Genomic DNA, 20,674 nt, shown 5'->3' with positions numbered 1-20,674 from the left:
TCCAGACCTCCAGGAGTTGCCATGGCCGCAGAAGCGATTGTCACCGCCCACTTGGGCGCCGCCGGATACACCACCCAACTGTCGGACGGCAAGCACGAATGGCTTGCGGACGAACCCGAATCGCTGGGCGGCGGCAACCTCGGCCCTGCCCCCGCGGCGCTGCTGCTCTCGAGTCTCGGGGCCTGCACATCGATCACGCTGCACATGTATGCACGCCGCAAGGAATGGCCGCTCAAGGACGTGAAAGTGACGCTCGCGATGAATCCGGATGGCAAACCGCCCGCTGGCACCACTCAAATCACGCGCAAGATCGAACTGGCGGGCGATTTGTCGGAGGAACAGCGTCAACGCCTCTTGGAAATTGCCAATGCGTGCCCAATTCACAAGGTGTTGTCCGGCACCATCGCCATCGACAGTTCGTTGGTTGAGTAATATCGGCACGAGGCTGGCGCTGTGTTCGCATTTTCGATACGCCCCAGCCCTCATCCACAGAAGGGGAAATAGTCTTGCAGTACGAACACCTGATCGAGGTCAACGACCTCCTGAACCCGCTGACCTTCGCGCTCTCGCGCGACCAACTGTGGCGCGGCCTCGTGCTGCGTGCCGAACAGCCGGAGGCATTCGTGCTCGGACTCGACAGGTGCACGATGCTCGAACGCACCGAAGACACATTGAGCCGCGAACTGCGCTTCGGCGAGACCGTCGTGCTGGACCGGGTGGTCTTCGAGTCCTCGCAGTCAGTGCGCTACGAGACCGCAGCGACCGATGCGCACGCGGGTGGCACCCTTACGATGCGGATCGAAGAGCCGAATCCGACGCATCTTTTCATACGATTCACGTATAGCACGACGCTGCAGGAAGACGCCGTGACCGCCGACACGCGCTACAGCGAGTTTGTGAAATCGGCCTATCGCGAAGCGGACATCGACACGGTCCGTCGAATTCGCGAGCTTGCCGAGCAAGGCGCATTGGACTGATCGGCCGTCCAGGCCTTGTGGCTGGGGCTGCCGTCGGTTTCGCTGCCGTGTTTGCTGGACGGCGCGTTCCACCGTCCAGCAAACACAGTTTAGATAAAACCTACCGAACAAATATGCACAATAGTCAAATTCAAATATAAATGGGAATGATTCTCATTTAATATTCTTCTCACAGTCAGCCACACGGATGAGCGAGATGACCGTAAGCCACACCCCTGCCCGCGAGACCACGCCCGCCACCGCACCGCGCCGCACCTTGTCGGTGTCGCGTACGCAAGTGGCCAGCCCGGCTGCAGAAAAGTCGGCAACCAGCCAAACGACCGGTCGCGTGCTGACGAGCGATCACCTGCTTCAGGGCACGCAATGCGTGAACATCCTGCACAACGGCCAGACTTACCGACTACGCGCTACGCGTTATGGCAAGCTGATCCTCACGAAGTAAGCGATGGAGTTCAGAGCAGTAGACGTCAAGCAGTCAGGTTTTTTTAACGAATTTTGGCGGTGGCGAGCCCACGACCTTGCCGCCTCCTTCACCGAGTTTTGTGGGGACCACCTCGCCTAAGAGGTGTTTGGCAGTAGCCAGCGAACGCAACGCGATCCCATGTAGTTACGGCAAGCCCCTCTCTACCTGCGTTGCGCGCCAGCCAAGCCGCTTTTTTTGTCCATCCACTCGGGTTTCATTGATGTTCTCCTCGTGACCAACCTGCCAAGCCTCAGGTTTGTCATACGGCCTGACAAGCCTTTAACCCGTTCGCGAGAGCGGGTTTTCTTTTTGCGGCACAGGACTTCACGCACAAAAAAAGCATCGCCGACTTTCATTGGCGATGCTTTTTTGCTTCCTGCGCTGTCACGACATCGGATGCCGCGCCAGCGCACGGCCACGCACGATACTACGCGGACGAATTACGCGCCGGTGACGGCGGCGATCCCCGCGCGGGCGATCTGCGCGTCCTGGTTCGACTTCACACCCGACACGCCCACGGCACCGATCACATTGCCGTCGACAACGATCGGCACGCCGCCTTCGAGCATGGCCGTGTTCGGTGCGCTCAGGAACGCGAAGCGGCCGCCGTTGATCATCTCTTCGAATGCACCGCTTTCACGACGGCCGACCGCCGAGGTCTGCGCTTTGCCCAGCGACATCATGGCCGTACTGGGGGCAGCACCGTCCATGCGATACAGCGACAGGGCATGACCACCGTCGTCGACGATCGTAATGCACACGTTCCAGCCGTTCGAAGTGGCTTCCGCCACAGCGGCCGCGTTGATCTTCTGCACGTCTTCAACGGTCAGGAAAGCTTTCGTCTTCATACGTCTCTCTCGTTTAGGGTTGGCAAGTCAGGGAGCCTGCGCGACGGCAAAGCTCCGAATCATCATCGTCGTTTTCCGCCAGCGACGACCGACATCGGTTGTTCCGACGCATCGACGACGTCATCGGCGGACAGTCCGACGCTCAATGTCCCACGCTCAGCGCCATCCACTCGCGCAGCGACAAGCGCGTGATGCGCAAGCTGTCAAGGGTTGGCCACCAGCCGGACGCAGCGTCGGGGTCCTGCGCATTGCCGTTACAGCACGGTGCGGGTACCACCGTCAGACCGGCACGCACGAACTGGTCGCGTGCGCGGCGCATATGCCAGGCGTCCGTGACCAGATAAACGCGCGTCACGCCGACGTTCGTCAGCATGCGTGCGCTGAAAATGGCGTTTTGCGCCGTGTTCAACGATTGTCCTTCGATCCAGCGTACCGGCACGCCGAACTCGTCCTGCAATATGTTCGCCATCAGTTGCCCTTCGGACACCGAATAGCCGGACGGTGCACCGCCGGACACAAGTACGGGCAATTGTGCGCGTCGGGCCAGGAATGCGCCGTAGCGCACGCGAGCGAACGCGCCCGGCGGCAGATCTGCACCATCGCGCCGGCCATACTCCGTCGCGCCGAGGCTGATACCGCCGCCCAGAACGACGACTGCCTGGGGAAGCGTCGACGCGATGCGTGCAGGTTTAGATGGATCGGGCGACGCTGACGCCTGTGCCCGATGGGCCGCCTCGACGGTGTCGATATTGAGCGCGGGGGCGATGTCGAGCGAGTGCGCCAACCGGTTGCTGAACCACGGCGTCGCCTGCAACCAGAGTGCGAGCGTTGCCACCACGGCCAGCGTCTTGCCCAATCTTGGAAAGCGCCGCCAGCAAATGGCCGCGAGGCCTGCGAGCACCAGCACATTGGCGGGCGGCAGGAAGAGGCTGACGAGGAGGTTTCGGGCGAGCCAATCGAAGGGCATCCGGCCAGTGTACTGGACTGCACAACAGAGTGCACCCTTTCTCTATGACACCTCACATGCCCCTAACGACCGCCATCGGGTTGGCGTAAAAAAAGCCCACGCAAACGCGTGGGCTTCATCCGTCATCGATGGGTTACGCTGTGTCGGCATCGTGCGATGCACGTCAGGCCAGCAGGCTGCGCAGCATCCACGCGTTCTTTTCGTGCAGTTGCATGCGTTGCGTGAGCAGGTCGGCGGTGGGCTCGTCCGAGGCCGCGTCGACGATCGGGAAGATGCCACGTGCGGTGCGCGTCACGGCTTCCTGACCTTCGACCAGTTGACGAATCATCTCTTCGGCCGCAGGCACGCCTTCTGCCTCGGGAATCGACGACAGCTTCGCGAATTCCTTGTACGTGCCCGGTGCCGGGTAGCCGAGCGCACGGATACGCTCGGCGATCTGATCCACCGCCAGCGCGAGTTCGTTGTACTGCCCCTCGAACATCAGATGCAGCGTGTTGAACATTGGCCCCGTCACATTCCAGTGGAAGTTGTGCGTCTTCAGATACAACGTGTAAGTGTCTGCCAACAGATGGCTCAATCCCTCGACGATGCGCTTGCGATCTTTGTCGCTGATACCGATGTTCACGCTTGCCACTAGACCTGCATTGTTTTTCTTTGCCATGATTTGACTCCGTTTGCTGTGCCGTCTTCCGAAAACGCCGGAAGATGCACTGAATAAGAGATTCGACGGCGACCGGCATCGGTCTCCGTATTTTCCTCAGGACGTTCCCCACGTCATTCCGGTTACACTGCGCCCTATCCGAATACGTCAGCCGCGCCTGCTGCCAACCTCCCGTCGATGCCCATACGTCTTACCGGAACGTCGCACGCCAACGCCGTCGCTCAGGACGCCGCGCCTCCCGCCCAGCCGCTTCTGCCCCGCCAGCTTCTGGTGACGCCCGACGTCGCGTCGCGCGCGCAGATCGCCGCCTTCGCCTCGCAACTGGCGCAGGCGCTCGCGCGTGGCACTCGCCTCGTGCAGCTACGCAACCGTTCGCTCGATGCCGAGGGCTACCGCGCGCTGGCGGAAAGCGCGTTGGCGCTCACTCACGCGGCCGGGGCGCAACTCATTCTGAATCCGCCACACGATGTGGCCGACCGTTGGCTCGACGCCGCCCAGGGCATGCACGCCGGGACGATGCCGCAAGCGGACGGTTGGCATCTGACGAGCGAACGCCTCATGGCCTGCGAGTCGCGTCCGACAGGCTGGAAACTGATGAGCGCCGCCTGTCACGACGCCGCGCAACTGGCGCAGGCTTCGCATCGGGGGATGGACTTCGTGACGCTGTCACCGGTGCTCGCCACGGCCACGCACCCGGAAGCAACGCCCCTTGGCTGGCCCGCCTTCACGGCACTCGCCGCGCAAACCACGCTGCCCGTCTTCGCGCTCGGCGGCATGCGTGCCGAGACGCTCAATACTGCCCGCAACGCCGGCGCTTACGGTATCGCGGCCATCCGCGCCTTCTGGCCCGCGGCCTGAAAATACCCGTGCGCAGACGGCCCGACCGTCCCCGCAACCTTACTGCGCCAAGTGAAGCTCCGGCAGACACGCTGCCGGAACCGTCAACAGCGATGCCTTACTTCGCCAACGCCTTGCGTGCGGCGATCACCCCTTGCGCATACGCGGGATCGATCTTGTCGAAGAGCGCGATCTGACGCTGCGCGACATCGTCCGGCACCCCTTGCATCGATACGGCAATGTTGCCAAACAGACGGCTCTTTTGCGCATCGTCGAACAAGCGGAACAGCGCGCGCGGCTGAGAGTAGTAATCGTCGTCGTCACGATGATCGAAACGATCGGCCACGGCACCCACGGCTTGCTGCGGATCTCGATACTCGGGCTGCTCGGCAAACGCACCGTAGCGATTCGGCTCATAGTTCGGCGTGCCGCCGAGATTACCGTCCACACGCATCGCACCATCCCGATGGAAACTGTGATGGAACGGGCACTTCGGTGCGTTCACGGGAATTGCACTGTGGTTCACCCCGAGGCGATAACGCTGTGTGTCGCCGTACGAGAACAGACGTCCCTGCAACAAGCGGTCGGGCGAGAAGCCGATGCCCGGCACCACATTGCCCGGATTGAACGCGGCCTGTTCGACGTCCGCAAAGTAGTTCTCCGGATTGCGGTTCAACTCCAGCACGCCGACGTCGATCAGCGGGTAATCCGCATGCGGCCACACCTTCGTGATGTCGAACGGGTTATAGCGATACGTCGCGGCGTCCGCCTCCGGCATCACCTGCACCTGCATGCGCCAGCGCGGGAAGTTGCCTGCTTCGATGGCGTCGAACAGATCGCGCTGATGGCTTTCGCGATCGTCGGCCACGATCTGCGCCGCTTCGGCGTTCGTCAGATTCTCCACCCCCTGCATCGACTTGAAGTGGAACTTCACCCAGAACCGTTCGTTCGCCGCGTTGATGAAGCTGAACGTGTGCGAGCCGAAGCCGTGCTGCTGACGATAGTTCTTCGGAATACCGCGATCGCTCATGAGGATGGTGACCTGATGCAGCGACTCGGGCGAGCGCGACCAGAAATCCCAGGCGGCCGTGGGGCTACGCATGTTGGTCTTGGGATCGCGTTTTTGCGTGTGGATGAAGTCGGGGAACTTGAGCGCGTCGCGAATGAAGAACACGGGCGTGTTGTTGCCCACGAGATCCCAGTTGCCTTCGTCGGTGTAGAACTTGAGCGAGAAGCCGCGCACGTCGCGCTCGGCATCGGCCGCACCGCGCTCGCCTGCCACCGTCGAAAAACGCAGGAACACCGGCGTTTCCTTGCCGACCGATTCGAACATGCGGGCACGGGTGTACTTCGTGATGTCGTGCGTGATGGTCAGCTTGCCGAACGCGCCCGAGCCTTTCGCGTGCACGCGACGCTCCGGAATCACTTCACGGTCGAAGTGAGCGAGCTTTTCGATCAGCCAGACGTCTTGCAACAAGGCCGGGTCGCGCGGGCCTGCCGTTTGCGTGTTCTGGTTGTCGGCGACCGGCGCGCCGGCGGCGGTCGTGAGTTTCATCTTGTCGGACATGTGACGCTCTCCTGTTTCCTGGTTCCTGATCTGTCGATGACTTGCGACTTGCGTAACTTGAGCGACTTAGGCACCCATCAGGGCGAAGTCGGCAAGGACGTGTTCCAGCGTGGTTTCGATGTCGTGCAAATAGGCCTTGAGTTGGGTCATTGCGGGCACCTCGAATGCGTCTTTCTGCGGGTAGGGATTCGCGCCTGACAGCGCGGGCTGCTCTGTGTGGCCCGGTTTCAAGCGCGTGGCTCCAGATTAATTATTTATATTAAAACGGTCGAATTAATCGTTTTTATATATGTCATAGGCAAAAGCAATACGCCGCGGCACAAGGCAGCGGCGTAAGGCTCACGACGGGAGATGAGGAGCGTCGAGGACCGTTCGGAAGTGCCCGGTCCTAGTGCGCTCAGCCGGAGGTCAGTTGGACGTTGCGGGCAAATCGAGCGGGACGATGCCCGGCAGATCGCATTTGGCGATCGCCTGCGCCACCGCTTCGATGGCTGGCAGACGCGTGAAGCTCTTGCGCCACGCGAGCACGACGCGACGATCCGGCACCGGTGCCGAGAACGGCACATAGCTCAGCAGGCTGTCCGGCGCCTGCTTCTCGGGCACGGACGTCTTCGGCAGTACCGTGATGCCCACGCCGCTCGCCACCATATGGCGAATCGTTTCGAGCGACGAGCCCTCGAACGTCTTCTGAATGCCGTCGGCGTTCTGCGAGAAGCGCATCAGTTCCGGGCACACGCCGAGCACGTGATCGCGGAAGCAATGGCCGCTGCCGAGCAGCAGCATCGTCTCTTGCTTGAGGTCGCCCGCATCGATATGCTCGCGGCCCGCCCACGCGTGTGAGCGCGGCAGCGCCACGACGAACGGCTCGTCATAGAGCGGACGCACCATCAGGCCGCTCTCCGGGAACGGCAGCGCCATGATGGCCGCATCGATTTCGCCTTGCTTGAGCAACTCGATGAGCTTGAGTGTGTAGTTCTCTTGCAGCATCAGCGGCATCTGCGGCGTAGTCTCGATCATTTGCTTGACGAGCGCCGGCAGCAGATACGGTCCGATCGTGTAGATCACCCCCAGACGCAGCGGCCCGGCGAGCGGGTCGCGCCCCTGCTTGGCGATTTCCTTGATGGCGATGGTCTGCTCGAGCACGCGCTGGGCCTGCGCCACGATCTGCTCGCCGAGCGGCGTCACGCTGACTTCCGCCGCGCCGCGCTCGAAAATCTGAACGTTCAGCTCGTCTTCGAGCTTCTTGATGGCCACCGAGAGCGTCGGCTGGCTGACGAAACAGGCTTCCGCCGCGCGACCGAAATGGCGTTCACGTGCCACCGCCACGATGTACTTGAGTTCCGTGAGGGTCATGTCGTCCTAACCTGTGTAAATTAATCGAACCGATGAAATCGATAGATTTTGTTTTTTATAGCACAATCGGGCGGCAATTGCCCGTTTTCGACCGCTGGCGGACGACGCGCTTCGCGTCACCCGCCCACGCGGCGGCTACCACGCCCCGCACTGTCAGGCTTTCAGATAGTCTTCACGCGCGCCGAGCCATCGCTCCAGATGCGCGGCCACCGCGCCCGGATGCGACTTGAGCAGCGCATCGGCAGCTTCCTGTGCGCCCGGAATCATCCAGGCGTCCTCATTAAGATCGACGAAGCGCAGCATGGCCGCACCCGACTGGCGGGCGCCGAGAAACTCGCCCGGCCCACGGATTTCAAGGTCGCGCCGGGCGATGACGAAGCCGTCGGTGGTTTCGCGCATCGTCTGCAAACGGGCTTTCGCGCCCATCGACAGCGGCGAGGCGTACATGAGCAAACAGACCGATTCGGCGGAGCCGCGACCGACGCGTCCACGCAGCTGGTGCAATTGTGCGAGACCGAAGCGCTCGGCGTGTTCGATCACCATCAGTGACGCATTGGGCACATCCACGCCCACTTCGATCACGGTCGTCGCTACCAGCAAATGCGTGTCGCCGCGCGTGAAGTCCTCCATCACGGCGGCCTTCTCGGCGGGCGACAGACGCCCATGCACCAATCCCACGCGCAACTCCGGCAACGCCGCGACCAGTTGCGCGTGCGTATCGACAGCGGTCTGCAATTGCAGCGCCTCGCTCTCCTCGATCAGCGGACAGACCCAGTACACCTGACGTCCGGCCAGCGCCGCCGCGCGCACCCGGTCGATCACTTCCGGGCGGCGCGTGTCGCTGATGAGCTTCGTTACGACGGGGCTGCGACCGGGCGGCAGTTCGTCGATGACCGAGACGTCGAGGTCGGCGTAGTACGTCATGGCGAGTGTGCGCGGAATCGGTGTGGCGCTCATCATCAACTGATGCGGCATGGCGTTCGGCCCCATGCCCGCCGTCTGCATCTTGCTGCGCAGCGCAAGCCGTTGCGCGACGCCGAAGCGGTGCTGTTCGTCGACGACCGCCATGCCCAGACGCGCGAACGTGACCGTGTCCTGAATGATGGCGTGCGTGCCGATGACGAGTTGCGCTTCGCCGCTGGCCACGCGTGCCAGCGCTTCGCGCTTTTCCTTCGCCTTCATGCTGCCCGCGAGCCACGCGACTTCCACGCCCAGCGGCGTGAGCCACGCCGAGAGCTTGCGCAAGTGCTGCTCTGCGAGAATTTCGGTCGGCGCCATGATGGCAGCCTGAAAACCGGCGTCGATGGCCTGTGCGGCGGCGAGTGCTGCGATGATCGTCTTGCCGCTGCCAACGTCGCCTTGCAGCAGACGCTGCATCGGATGCGCTTCGGCCAGATCGGCGCGGATCTCGGCCCAGACACGCTGCTGTGCGCCCGTCAGTTTGAACGGCAACGCGGCTTCGAAACGTTCGAGCAAGCCGCCTTTGATGGGCTCACCCAGCGACGGGGCACGCAAACGGCGACGTGCCGCCTGCGCCCGCTTTAGCGAGAGCTGCTGTGCGAGCAACTCCTCGCACTTGATGCGTAACCAAGCGGGATGCGAACGCTCCATGAGCGCCGTCTCCGACACGTTCGGCGGCGGCGCGTGCAGCAAGTGCACAGCGTCGGCCAATGCAGGCAGCGGATGATCGGGGCCGATGGCGTCTTGCAGCAAGCCGGGCGGCAGCAGTTCGGGCAGCGGCGTGCGATCCATCGCGTTGTGGATCGCTTTGCGCAGATAGGCCTGCGACAGCCCGGCGGCGCTCGGATAGACCGGCGTCAGCGATTCGGGCAGCGGCGCGGCGGCGTCCTGCACCACGCGGTAGGCGGGGTGGACCATCTCCAGACCGAAGAACCCGCCGCGCACTTCGCCACGCACGCGCACCCGTGTGCCGATGGCGAGCTGTTTTTGCTGACTGCCGTAAAAATTCAGAAATCGCAGCACCAACTCGTGCCCTTCGTCCGCGATGCGGACCACCCATTGACGTCGGGGGCGATAGGCGACGTCGCTCGCCGTGACCACGCCTTCGACCTGCGCCAGTTCGCTCGGCAGCACTTCGCCGATCTTGCGCAGCGTGGTTTCGTCCTCGTAACGCATCGGCAGATGCAGGATCAGATCGATGTCGCGCTTGAGGCCCAGCTTGGCAAGCTTGTCGGCGCTGCCGGCCGCTTTCTTTGCGGCGGGCTTGGCGTCCTTCGAAGATTTTGCGGATTTGGCGGGCTTGCTGGGCTGGGTGGACTTCGCCGCCTTGGGATCGGTGGCGTCTGCGCTTGCGTCGCTGGTCGTACCTTTGACGGAGGCCTTGGTGCCGCGCTTCGCCGCTTTCGTTGCTTTCGCCGCAGGACGGGCGGCGGCGTCGGCTCGCGCGCTGGCTGCGTCGGCAAGATCGACGAGGTCGGCGGTCGCGTCGTCAGGCGCGGTGGCGGGCATTCTGCGTTCGGTCATGCAGTCGCTGAGTCGGAGGCGTCGGAAGCGTTCGACCGAGAACCGTGCGCCATACCGGCAGGCTTTCGGACGAACCAAGTAAAATGTCGGTTTTTAGGGTCTGCTCACCCTAAGCATTGTAAACGCTGATGTATACCCTTTCCGATTTCGATTTCGACCTGCCGCCCGAACTCATCGCGCAGACCGCACTCACCGAGCGTAGCGCCAGCCGCCTGCTGGAGGTCGACGGTAGCGTCACGCCGCCGCACCTCTACGACCGCAGCTTCGTCGATCTGCCCGGCCTGCTTGCCCCTGGCGACCTGCTCGTGTTCAACGACACGCGCGTCATCAAGGCGCGCCTGTTCGGTCAGAAGGCCAGCGGCGGCAAGATCGAGGTGCTCGTCGAGCGCGTGATCGACAACCGCACCGTGCTGGCACAGATCCGCGCCAGCAAGAGCCCCGCGCCCGGCACCACGCTGCGTCTGGCAGATGCCTTCGACGTCATGGTTGGCGAACGCGTCGAGCCGTTCTACACGCTGCACTTCCCCGAAGACTGCTACACGCTGCTGGAAACCTACGGCCGTCTGCCGCTGCCGCCGTACATCGAACACGATGCCGACGCCGCCGACGAGACCCGTTACCAGACCGTCTACGCCCGCAACCCTGGCGCCGTGGCCGCGCCGACGGCCGGTCTGCACTTCGACGACGCCCTCTTCGCCCGTCTCGACGCCCTCGGTGTCCAACGCGCCACGCTGACCCTGCACGTGGGTGCGGGCACTTTCCAGCCGGTGCGCGTGGACAACATCGGCGAACACAAGATGCACTCTGAGTGGTACGAGATCACGCCCGCGCTGGTCGATGCCATCGCGGCCACCCGGGCGCGCGGCGGCCGGGTGATCGCCGTCGGCACGACGTCGATGCGCGCGCTGGAATCGGGCGCGCAGGCCACACTCGCCGCCGGTGGCGCACCGGGCACGCTGCGCGCCGGCAGTGCCGAGACGGACATCTTCATCACGCCAGGTTACCGGTTCCAACTGGTCGACCGGCTCGTGACCAACTTCCACTTGCCCAAGTCCACGCTGCTCATGCTCGTGTCGGCGTTCTCGGGCATGGAGACGATCCGTGCGGCTTATCGTCACGCCATCGAGCAGCGTTATCGCTTCTTCAGCTATGGCGACGCGATGATCCTGTCGCGCGTGGAGATCAGGGACACCCCGAAGGCTGCCGCCTGATTCCCGGACGGCCCCGGCGTCCAGCGCCGTCCGACCAAGTACAATACCGCCTTGGCCGCGCATGGGGCGCTGGCCGCTTTTTTGACGTCCCGCGCGGGCGCCGGCTTGTTTTGCCGGTGGTGCCGGGGCGCACGACACATGCTCAAGTTCGAACTCATTACCACCGACGGGCAAGCCCGCCGGGGGCGCGTCACGCTCAACCACGGTGTGGTCGAGACGCCCATCTTCATGCCGGTCGGCACCTACGGTTCGGTCAAGGCGATGTCGCCGGCCGAACTCGTTGAAAACAACGCCCAGATCATCCTAGGCAACACCTTCCACCTCTGGCTGCGCCCGGGACTGGAGACGATTGCCGCGCACGGCGGTCTGCACCGCTTCATGGGCTGGGATCGTCCGATTCTCACGGATTCGGGAGGCTTTCAGGTGTTCAGCCTCGGCGAATTGCGCAAGATCAGCGAAGAAGGCGTGAAATTCGCGTCGCCTGTGAACGGCGACCGCCTCTTTCTCTCGCCCGAAATCTCGATGCAGATCCAGCGCGTGCTCAATTCGGACATCGTCATGCAGTTCGACGAGTGCACGCCGTACGAGATCGACGCTCGCCCCGCCACGGAGGTAGAAGCGGGTCAGTCGATGCGCATGTCGCTGCGCTGGGCCAAGCGCTCCATCGACGAATTCAACCGCCTTGAGAACCCGAATGCGCTGTTCGGCATCGTTCAGGGCGGCATGTACGAGCATTTGCGCGACGAATCGCTCGCCGGGCTGTCGGAACTGGACTTCCACGGCTACGCCATCGGCGGGCTGTCGGTCGGCGAGCCGAAGGAAGACATGATGCGCGTGCTGGAGCACGTGGCGCCGCGTCTGCCCGCGAACAAACCCCATTACCTGATGGGCGTGGGGACGCCGGAAGATCTGGTGGCCGGTGTGGCCGCCGGCGTCGACATGTTCGACTGTGTGATGCCCACGCGCAACGCGCGTAATGGCTGGCTGTTCACCCGTTTCGGCGATCTCAAGATCCGCAATGCATCGCACAAGACCGATACACGCCCGCTGGACGAAACTTGCGGCTGTTACACCTGTCGAAACTTCTCGCGCGCCTATCTGCACCACTTGCAGCGAGCCGGGGAGATTCTGGGCGCGCGGCTCAACACCATCCATAACCTGCATTACTATCTCACGCTGATGCAGGAAATCCGGGATGCCATCGAAGCGCACCGATTCGACGCGTTCGTCGCCCAGTTCAGAGCCGATCGCGCCCGCGGCGTGCAGTAACGTGGCCGGTGCGCCGAGGCATTTGGCTCGGTCGCCGAATCCCCCGGGAACGGGGTCGGGCAGTGGTAAAATGCCGGGCTTGGATGCTGCATCCTCGCACCGAAACACACGCCGCGCGTGTCCTGAGACCGGTCACACGCGGCTTTTACACGTCTTACATAAGGAGAACCGAACGTGCTGATTTCCGAAGCCTTCGCTCAGACGGCAGGCGCCGCCAGCCCGACCAGCAACCTGATGAGCTTCTTGCCGCTCGTGCTGATGTTCGTGGTGCTGTACTTCATCATGATCCGTCCGCAGATGAAGCGTCAGAAAGAGACCCGCAACATGCTGGCCGCACTCGCCAAGGGCGACGAAGTCGTGACCTCGGGCGGCCTGGCCGGTCGTATCTCGAAGGTCGGCGAAACCTTCGTGACCGTTGAAATCGCCGACAACGTCGAGATCAACGTGCAGAAGGGTGCTATCACCACGTTGCTGCCGAAGGGCACCATCAAGGCGCTCTGATCGTTTGCACCACCGCACGCGGCCGCCCTTACCGGCGGCCGCAGTGCATGGCGAGGCCGGTCTACATCGCCCGCGTCGCCATGCAAGACGGTCTGAAGCACGGTTTGCCACGAGGCATCACCCTAGCCCGCTGCTATGAATCGCTACCCTCTCTGGAAGTACATCGTCATTCTGGTGGCCCTTGCCATCGGGGTGCTCTACACGCTGCCGAACCTGTTCGGTGAAACACCGGCGGTACAGATTTCCAGCGTCAAGGCGACCGTCAAGGTCGATCCCTCGACGCTCTCGCGCGCCGAAGACGCGCTCAAGGCACAGAACATCGCCTATACCGGCGCGGTGTTCGACAGCACAGGCAATAACCCGAGCGTGCGTATCCGCTTTGCCGATACCGACACGCAACTGCGCGCCAAGGATCTGCTCCAGACATCGCTGAACACCGACGCGACCGATCCGACCTTCGTCGTCGCGCTCAACCTGCTGTCGGCCTCGCCGGAATGGCTCTCCAAAATCCACGCGTTGCCAATGTATCTTGGGCTCGACCTGCGTGGCGGTGTGCACTTCCTGCTGCAAGTCGACATGGCCGGGGCGATCACCAAGCGTCTGGATGCGTCTGCCGCCGACGCCCGTACCCTGCTGCGTGACAAGAACATCCGCCACAACGGTGTGACGCGCACGGACAACGGCATCGAGGCCGCCTTCAGTGCTCAGGCAGACGCCGAGCGCGCCCGCAACGCATTGAACGATGGCCTGCCCGATCTCGCCTATACCACGCAGCCTGCTGCGAACGGCGCGTTCAAGGTCGTGGGCGCGTTCACGGAAGCCGCCCGCCGCGCGGTGCAGGACAACGCCGTCAAGCAGAACATCGTCACGCTGCATAACCGGGTGAACGAACTCGGCGTGGCCGAACCGGTGATTCAACAGGAAGGCCCCGATCGTATCGTCGTGCAGTTGCCTGGCGTGCAGGACACCGCCAAGGCCAAGGACATCATCGGCCGTACGGCAACGCTCGAAGCGCGCCTCGCCGATCCGGACGCGCCTCGCGTGGTCTCGGCCGACACGCCGGTCCCGCCGCAGGACGAACTGTTCCTGCACGGCAACGGTGCACCCGTCCTGCTCAAGCGTCAGGTGATCTTCAGTGGCGACCGTATCACCAGCGCCTCGGCAGGCTTCGACGATCACCAGCAACCGTCGGTGAACATCAAGCTCGACGCGGCCGGGGGCCGTGTGCTGCGCGACGTCTCGCGCGACAACATCGGCAAGCCGATGGCGATCGTGCTGTTCGAGAAAGGCAAGGGCGAAGTGCTGACGGTGGCGACCATCCGCGGCGAACTGGGTCAGAGCTTCCAGATCACCGGCATGGGCTCGGCACAGGGCGCCAACGATCTGGCGCTGCTGCTGCGCGCCGGTTCGCTCGCCGCACCGATGGAAATCATCGAAGAACGGACGATTGGCCCGAGCCTCGGCGCCGACAACATCCACAAGGGTGTCGACTCGGTGATGTACGGCTTCCTCGCCATCGCCGTGTTCATGATGGCGTACTACATGCTGTTCGGCGTGTTCTCGGTCATCGCGCTGATGTTCAACCTGCTGCTGCTCGTGGCCGCGCTCTCGCTGATGCAGGCTACGCTGACGCTGCCGGGTATCGCCGCTATCGCGCTCACGCTCGGTATGGCCATCGACGCGAACGTGCTGATCAACGAACGTATCCGTGAAGAGTTGCGCGGCGGTGCGTCGGCCCAGAAGGCGATTTCACTGGGCTTCGAACATGCGTGGGCGACGATTCTGGACTCGAACGTCACCACGCTCATCGCCGGTCTGGCGCTGCTGGCCTTCGGTTCGGGTCCGGTGCGCGCATTCGCTGTGGTGCACTGCCTGGGTATTCTGACCTCGATGTTCTCCGCCGTGTTCTTCTCGCGCGGTCTGGTCAACCTGTGGTACGGCGGCCGTCGCAAGCTCAAGTCGCTGGCGATCGGTCAGGTCTGGCGCCCGGACGGTGCGACGAACGCACCCGACGCAGGCGAGCAATAACCGCAGGCGCGAGAGGAAACAGTCATGGAATTTTTCCGCATCAAGAAAGACGTGCCGTTCATGCGGCATGCCCTGATCTTCAACATCGTCTCGGCGCTCACGTTCGTGGCGGCGGTGTTCTTCCTGCTCACGCGGGGTTTGCACCTGTCGATCGAGTTCACCGGCGGTACGGTCATGGAAGTGGCCTACACGCAGGCGGCCGATCTGGAGAAGATCCGCGGCGAAGTCGGCAAGCTCGGCTATCGCGACGTGCAGGTGCAAAGCTTCGGCACCTCGCGCGACGTGATGATCCGTCTGCCGATTCAGAACGGTCCGGACGGCAAGCAAGTCACCAGCGCGCAACAAAGCGATGCCGTGATGACCGCGCTCAAGGCCGACGCCCCCGACGTGTCGCTGCGTCGCGTGGAATTCGTCGGTCCGCAGATCGGGCACGAGCTGTTCACGGACGGTCTGCTGGCGCTGACCTTCGTGGTCGTCGGCATCATCATCTACCTGTCGTTCCGCTTCGAATGGAAGTTCGCCGTGGCCGGCGTGATCGCCAACTTGCACGACGTGGTGATCATTCTCGGCTTCTTCGCATTCTTCCAGTGGGAGTTCTCGCTGGCGGTGCTCGCGGGGGTGCTGGCCGTGCTGGGCTACTCGGTGAACGAATCGGTCGTTATCTTCGACCGGATTCGCGAGACATTCCGCAAGATGCGCAAGGCGACGGTGCAGGAAGTCATCGACCACGCCATTACGACGACGATGTCGCGGACCATCATCACGCACGCGAGTACGGAAATGATGGTGCTGTCGATGTTCTTCTTCGGCGGCCAGACGCTGCACTACTTCGCACTCGCCCTGACCGTGGGTATTCTGTTCGGTATCTACTCGTCGGTGTTCGTGGCCGCAGCGCTTGCGATGTGGTTCGGCGTGAAGCGCGAAGACCTCATCAAGCATGGCAGCAAGGATGACGAAGAAGGGCTGGATCGCAACGATCCGAACTTCGGCGCACGTGTCTGATTCACACGTCGCTCACGAAAAAGCCGCCGGCATGTCCGGCGGTTTTTTTTGGTTCATCGCGCAATAGCGTGGAGGGATTTGACAAGTTTTCGTACTCTTGATGGCAGGAATTTGCCATCAGGAGTGCGTGGAGATGCTGGATCGCAAGCTGCTGGAGTCGCTGGGAGGCTGGCAGGGCTATGCCGTCGAACGCGTGGAGTGGCCCGAGGGCACAGGGCGCACGCTGTCGATCTATTTGAAGCCAACCGCCAAGGTGATGCTGTGCGAGCAGTGCGGCGCACGATGTCGCCAGGTCCATGAGACCACGGTGCGCCGGGTGCGAGATCTGCCGTTATTTGAGTACCGGGTTGTTCTTCATGTTCCACGCCGGCGCTTGTTGTGTGAGCAATGCGGTGGCCCGCGCCTGGAGCGGCTTACTTGGCTGGGTCGCTACCAGCGGGTGACGGATCGGCTTGCGGCGGCCTGCAGCCAATTGCTGCAATCGAGCAACGTGCAGGCGGTGGCGAGGTTCTTCGAGCTGGGTTGGCATACCGTCAAGACGCTGGACAAGGCCCGGCTCCGAGCGTCAGTGCGCGAACCGGATTGGTCCAGGATCGAGTATTTAGCGATGGACGAGTTCGCCCTGCATAAAGGGCATCGGTACGCGACGGTAGTCGTCGATCCGATCAGCAGGCAGGTGCTGTGGATCGGCCCAGGACGCTCACGCGAGACGGCTCGGGCGTTCTTCGAGCAATTGCCGCGTGGGGTCGCCCAACGCATCAAGGCCGTAGCCATCGACATGACTACGGCCTACGAGTTAGAAATCCAGGCCCACTGCCCACGGGCGGAGATCGTCTATGACTTGTTCCATGTCGTGGCCAAGTACGGACGAGAGGTCATTGATCGGGTGCGCGTGGATCAGGCCAACCAACTGCGCCAGGACCGTCCCGCGCGCCGGGTCATCAAATCGAGCCGCTGGCTGTTATTGCGCAACCGCGACAAGCTAGACCGGCAGCAGGCCGTCCGGCTCGACGAATTGCTGCAAGCCAACCAGCCGCTGCTGACGGTCTATGTCCTGAGGGACGAACTCAAGCGGCTCTGGTTCTACCGAAGACCTGCCTGGGCAAAACAAGCCTGGCACCACTGGTGCGAGCAGGCCGAGCAAAGCGGAATAGCCCCCTTGAACACCTTCGCTCAGCGTCTGAAAGGCTATCTGCATGGCATCCTGGCCAGATGCCGACATCGTCTAAACACCAGCATCGTTGAGGGCATTAACAACACTATCAAGGTCATTAAGCGGCGCGCCTACGGCTACCGAGACCAGGAATACTTCTTCCTCAAAATCCGCGCCGCCTTCCCCGGTAATGCTCAATGAACCTTTTTTTTTTCGTCTGTCGTTCAGACGCTATTCATCTGACGCGGCGCACGCAGGCCTCGTCAGTCGTTGCCTCTCCCCAAACCATTCCGACAGCGCGAGCGACGCATTGGCGTGCGCGGCTTGCTTCCCGAGCATATCGGCGTCGCCACCTTCCAGGGGGGTATAGCTCACGCCGCTGCGTAGATCCCGTGCCCCTGCCGTCGAGAACAAATAGCGCTGTTGCGCCACCGCATACCGGCGTGCTTCAGGCGCCACGCCGAACAGCGGTTCACCGAACGCCACGTAAGGCGCGTCCGACAGGGCCAGGTGATAGAGCGTGGGGAAGATGTCGCGATGGCCGACGAAGTCGTCCAGCCGCGGCGGCTCCATCGGCTGATACGCAGGCGGCACGCGGAAATAGATCGGCACGTGATAGCGCTCGAACGGCGAGAGCGAGGCGTTATCGAGATCGCGCCATTGCGGCGCACGATGATCGCCCGTCGCCACCAGAATCGTGCGCGAACTCATCGGCGCATATTTGAGACGGTCGATGAAGTCGCCAAGCGCATCCATCGCGTAGCGATAGGCGCGCACGCCGCGCTGACGTTCGTCCCGCTGCGCTGCGTTAGCGGGTGAGGCGCGCCATCCCTTCGTCAGGTCGAACGGGCCGCTCGCCGCATCGTCGGGCACGTTGAACGGCCAGTGGTTGCTCATCGTCAGCGCGAAGACGAACAAGGGTTGTCCGCGCGCGTCGGCTTCCTCCAGCATGTCGTGCACATAGCGCCAGAGATAGCCGTCGTACACGCCGTAGGTGCCCGTGTCGGCTTGCGGATAGCGCGCCACGATGTCGGCCTGCGTGATCACGTCGTCAAACCCTTGCTGACGCATGACACGGCCGATGTGCCGCCATGTGCGTGCGCCGCCGTAGACGAAAACCGTTCGATAACCCTTTTGCTGGAACGGCCTGGCGGCGGCCGACGTGAAGGAGACCGGCCGCGCGTCGTCCGTCAGCATCAATGATCGGCTACCGCTATTGATCAGCAGGTGTTCGAGCGTGGAGATCGTATCCGCGCGCGCCGCGACGGCATGCCGGAACCACCATCCGGCATCCAGGTGTCGGCGCATCGCGCCCGCGATGGGAAACCCGTCGGCGTCGAGCGACAGTCCGTAACCGCCCCACCCTTCCATGAGGCCGAAGACGACATGCGGCGGATGCGCCGCCAGCATGGCGTTGGGCGGCGTGCGATGCCACGCCGCGTGCTCAAGCGCCGCTGTCGGGTCGTGCTCACGCGTCTCTGCGCTTTCCTTGCCCTCGTCACCGTCGTCGTCCGGGCCGTCAATACGCAAAGCGCTGGCAAGCGCAGCGACATTGTCGAAGCCGTACGACTTCAGCGCGCGATTCGGACTGTCTGCCTGCCCCGGCGTCTCACGGCTTTGCCGGAATGCGAGGTAAAGCCGCACCGGCGTGTTGACGAGCAGGTCGTCGAGGAGCGCACGCCGCGCCACGCTCACACCCTCCTGCGCCGTCAGTCGCGTCGCAGGCTTGCCACAGGCGGCCACCCAAAGCGTCGTGATCACCGCGATCTGTACGATGGCGTCGCGCCACGTTGCCCGTCGCTGCGGGACTAGCGTCAGGCGCAGCGCGCACCACGTCTGAACGAGCGCGAGCCCCAACGCGCACAGCAACGCCGTGCCCACCGGAAGGAGATGGGCGGCGGCGTCCATGGCGATGCCGACGTCGTCGTCGAAAATGCTGAAGAGTTGAGGGCCGAACGGCACCCCGAAGTAGCGCAGGTAGAAGTGTTCGGCGAGTCCCAACGCGTTCACGGCGACAAACCAGAGCGCCACGCCTGCGACGAAAGCCGCCCGCATGGCAGGCGTCGACGCGAACATCGCCCGCCCGATCGCGAGCGGCAGTAGCCACGCCAACATTCCCCAACTGCTCAGCAGGACGTCGTAGCGAGCGCCGTACCAGAGCCAGAGCATCCATTCATGCGCACTGGTGGTGACGACGGCGTACTGCGCGTCGGGCGTGAGCGCCATGACGCCGAAGCCGCGGATCAGCAGGTTGCCCAGCCACGTCGCGAACATGACGACCGCGCTTAGACGCAGCAAGCAAGGGAGTCGTGGATCGGCGGGCGAGGCGAGCGCCGCCGCCGGGATGTCGGCAGACGTGGCAGTCATGGCTGGACGGCCGTTTGCGCGGACGCAAACGAGACCTGCGTGAAGATGGCTGCCAGCCTGACAGCGAATGTCCGGCCCCCGATGTGGGTGGTTTCACAACGTGCGTGCCCCCTGTCGAACGTGCACGCGCCACGGGCTTGCGGTAATCTCGCGGAATTCGCAATTTACGAATTTTCACGCCGATGAAGCCGATCCGCATCTGGGACTTGCCGACGCGACTGTTCCACTGGTCGTTCGTGGTGCTGGCCGTCGCCGCCTACGTCACCGCCAAGACAGGTGGCAACGCGATGATCTATCACTTTTGGTGCGGCTATGCCGTGCTCGCGTTGCTGATCTTCCGTGTGATCTGGGGCGTCGCCGGTCCGCGATACGCACGTTTCTCGGCGTTCATGACCGGGCCGCGCACGTTCCTCCGTTCGCTGCGCAGCACGTCGGACGCATCGGACATGCAGGCGCGCTTCGCCGGACACACGCCGCTGGGCGGCCTGTCGGTCGTCGCCATGCTGCTGTTTTTCGGCATTCAGGTCGCGCTGGGGCTGTTCTCGAACGACGACATCTTCAACGACGGGCCGCTCGTCAAGTTCATCGACAAGGATACGAGCGACATGCTCACCGGCTGGCATCTGCGCAATCAGTGGGTGCTTGTCGCGCTGGTGGCGTTGCATGTGCTTGCCATTGCGGTTTACCGCATCGCGCGCAAGAAGGATCTGGTCCGGCCGATGATTCTCGGCGACAAGACGCTGCCCGGCCCGGTGCGTCCGGCACGTGACGACTGGCGTGTGCGCGTGGGCGCGCTGGTGTTGATCGTGCTGGCGTCGGCGCTCGTGTACCGCATCGTGCATCTCACACCGGCGGTGGCGGCGTTGCCGTCATATTGACGACGCGCCGGTGACCGACTCAAGTCGGCGTCGCCCCAATGAAAAAGCCGGTCGCGTTGAAACGACCGGCTTTTTTTGACGTGCCGGGCACGCCAGATGCGTCAGGCA

Annotated in this window: 19 protein-coding genes; 11 read left to right on the top strand and 8 right to left on the bottom strand. The window is 63.2% G+C overall.

The genetic code is table 11. From position 1 onward, the window contains the following. The first annotated feature begins 21 nt into the window (after positions 1-21). From MB84_RS04675 to hemP, 3 genes are all read left to right on the top strand, one after another. Complete coding sequence (locus MB84_RS04675) at positions 22-432, top strand: OsmC family protein (protein WP_046290943.1); 411 nt, start codon at positions 22-24, stop codon at positions 430-432. Positions 433-506: 74 nt separating this feature from the next. Further along, positions 507-977 (top strand): SRPBCC family protein, encoded by a 471-nt coding sequence (locus MB84_RS04670; RefSeq protein ID WP_211279344.1) that lies wholly within the window; start codon positions 507-509, stop codon positions 975-977. 196 nt (positions 978-1,173) lie between these two features. Then, positions 1,174-1,419 carry a hemin uptake protein HemP gene (hemP, locus tag MB84_RS04665; RefSeq protein ID WP_425415884.1) on the top strand — a complete coding sequence of 82 codons (246 nt, stop codon included), beginning with the start codon at positions 1,174-1,176 and terminating at the stop codon, positions 1,417-1,419. A gap of 461 nt (positions 1,420-1,880) precedes the next feature. Here the strand turns inward: hemP and MB84_RS04660 are convergent, their stop codons facing one another. From MB84_RS04660 to MB84_RS04650, 3 genes are all read right to left on the bottom strand, one after another. Next, positions 1,881-2,288 (bottom strand): GlcG/HbpS family heme-binding protein, encoded by a 408-nt coding sequence (locus MB84_RS04660; RefSeq protein ID WP_046290940.1) that lies wholly within the window; start codon positions 2,286-2,288, stop codon positions 1,881-1,883. A 142-nt stretch (positions 2,289-2,430) separates the two neighbouring features. Beyond that, positions 2,431-3,255 (bottom strand): YdcF family protein, encoded by an 825-nt coding sequence (locus tag MB84_RS04655; protein ID WP_046290939.1) that lies wholly within the window; start codon positions 3,253-3,255, stop codon positions 2,431-2,433. A 163-nt stretch (positions 3,256-3,418) separates the two neighbouring features. Then, positions 3,419-3,916 carry a Dps family protein gene (locus MB84_RS04650; protein WP_046290938.1) on the bottom strand — a complete coding sequence of 166 codons (498 nt, stop codon included), beginning with the start codon at positions 3,914-3,916 and terminating at the stop codon, positions 3,419-3,421. A 177-nt stretch (positions 3,917-4,093) separates the two neighbouring features. Here MB84_RS04650 and MB84_RS04645 point away from each other — a divergent pair, with 177 nt between their 5' ends. Next, the gene (locus tag MB84_RS04645; protein ID WP_084009602.1) at positions 4,094-4,774 is read left to right on the top strand and encodes a thiamine phosphate synthase; all 681 of its coding nucleotides are present in this window, start codon (positions 4,094-4,096) and stop codon (positions 4,772-4,774) included. A 97-nt stretch (positions 4,775-4,871) separates the two neighbouring features. On the opposite strand, the gene MB84_RS04640 is transcribed toward MB84_RS04645, so the two are convergent. The 4 genes from MB84_RS04640 to recG form a co-directional block, all read right to left on the bottom strand. Then, positions 4,872-6,320 carry a catalase gene (locus tag MB84_RS04640; protein ID WP_046290937.1) on the bottom strand — a complete coding sequence of 483 codons (1,449 nt, stop codon included), beginning with the start codon at positions 6,318-6,320 and terminating at the stop codon, positions 4,872-4,874. A gap of 66 nt (positions 6,321-6,386) precedes the next feature. Continuing rightward, complete coding sequence (locus MB84_RS29780) at positions 6,387-6,551, bottom strand: hypothetical protein (RefSeq protein ID WP_157122634.1); 165 nt, start codon at positions 6,549-6,551, stop codon at positions 6,387-6,389. 177 nt (positions 6,552-6,728) lie between these two features. Continuing rightward, a complete protein-coding gene (locus MB84_RS04635; RefSeq protein WP_046290936.1) occupies positions 6,729-7,673 on the bottom strand; it encodes a LysR substrate-binding domain-containing protein in 945 nt (314 codons plus the stop codon). Between the two features lie 153 nt (positions 7,674-7,826). Further along, positions 7,827-10,157, bottom strand: a complete 2,331-nt coding sequence (recG, locus tag MB84_RS04630; protein ID WP_046290935.1) for an ATP-dependent DNA helicase RecG — start codon at positions 10,155-10,157, stop codon at positions 7,827-7,829. A gap of 128 nt (positions 10,158-10,285) precedes the next feature. Between recG and queA the strand changes: the two genes are divergently transcribed. The 6 genes from queA to MB84_RS04600 all read left to right on the top strand — a co-directional run bounded on the left by queA (position 10,286) and on the right by MB84_RS04600 (position 17,522). Then, positions 10,286-11,368 carry a tRNA preQ1(34) S-adenosylmethionine ribosyltransferase-isomerase QueA gene (gene queA, locus MB84_RS04625; protein WP_046290934.1) on the top strand — a complete coding sequence of 361 codons (1,083 nt, stop codon included), beginning with the start codon at positions 10,286-10,288 and terminating at the stop codon, positions 11,366-11,368. 138 nt (positions 11,369-11,506) lie between these two features. Further along, complete coding sequence (gene tgt / locus MB84_RS04620) at positions 11,507-12,637, top strand: tRNA guanosine(34) transglycosylase Tgt (protein WP_046290933.1); 1,131 nt, start codon at positions 11,507-11,509, stop codon at positions 12,635-12,637. Positions 12,638-12,871: 234 nt separating this feature from the next. Continuing rightward, positions 12,872-13,138 (top strand): preprotein translocase subunit YajC, encoded by a 267-nt coding sequence (gene yajC / locus MB84_RS04615; RefSeq protein WP_231965171.1) that lies wholly within the window; start codon positions 12,872-12,874, stop codon positions 13,136-13,138. A gap of 135 nt (positions 13,139-13,273) precedes the next feature. Next, entirely contained in the window at positions 13,274-15,166 is a 1,893-nt protein-coding gene (gene secD, locus MB84_RS04610; RefSeq protein WP_046290932.1) for a protein translocase subunit SecD, read from the top strand. A gap of 24 nt (positions 15,167-15,190) precedes the next feature. After that, positions 15,191-16,168, top strand: a complete 978-nt coding sequence (gene secF, locus MB84_RS04605; RefSeq protein WP_046290931.1) for a protein translocase subunit SecF — start codon at positions 15,191-15,193, stop codon at positions 16,166-16,168. 133 nt (positions 16,169-16,301) lie between these two features. After that, complete coding sequence (locus tag MB84_RS04600) at positions 16,302-17,522, top strand: ISL3 family transposase (RefSeq protein ID WP_046289972.1); 1,221 nt, start codon at positions 16,302-16,304, stop codon at positions 17,520-17,522. A gap of 30 nt (positions 17,523-17,552) precedes the next feature. Here MB84_RS04600 and MB84_RS04595 read toward each other — a convergent pair whose 3' ends face one another. Further along, complete coding sequence (locus tag MB84_RS04595) at positions 17,553-19,688, bottom strand: LTA synthase family protein (RefSeq protein WP_046290930.1); 2,136 nt, start codon at positions 19,686-19,688, stop codon at positions 17,553-17,555. Positions 19,689-19,870: 182 nt separating this feature from the next. Between MB84_RS04595 and MB84_RS04590 the strand changes: the two genes are divergently transcribed. Further along, positions 19,871-20,566 carry a cytochrome b/b6 domain-containing protein gene (locus tag MB84_RS04590; protein ID WP_046290929.1) on the top strand — a complete coding sequence of 232 codons (696 nt, stop codon included), beginning with the start codon at positions 19,871-19,873 and terminating at the stop codon, positions 20,564-20,566. Positions 20,567-20,674 lie beyond the last annotated feature (108 nt).

This window comes from Pandoraea oxalativorans (assembly GCF_000972785.3).
GTDB lineage: Bacteria > Pseudomonadota > Gammaproteobacteria > Burkholderiales > Burkholderiaceae > Pandoraea > Pandoraea oxalativorans.
Note: the sequence above shows the minus strand (reverse complement) of the source record. Positions and strands in the feature narration are given on the sequence as shown.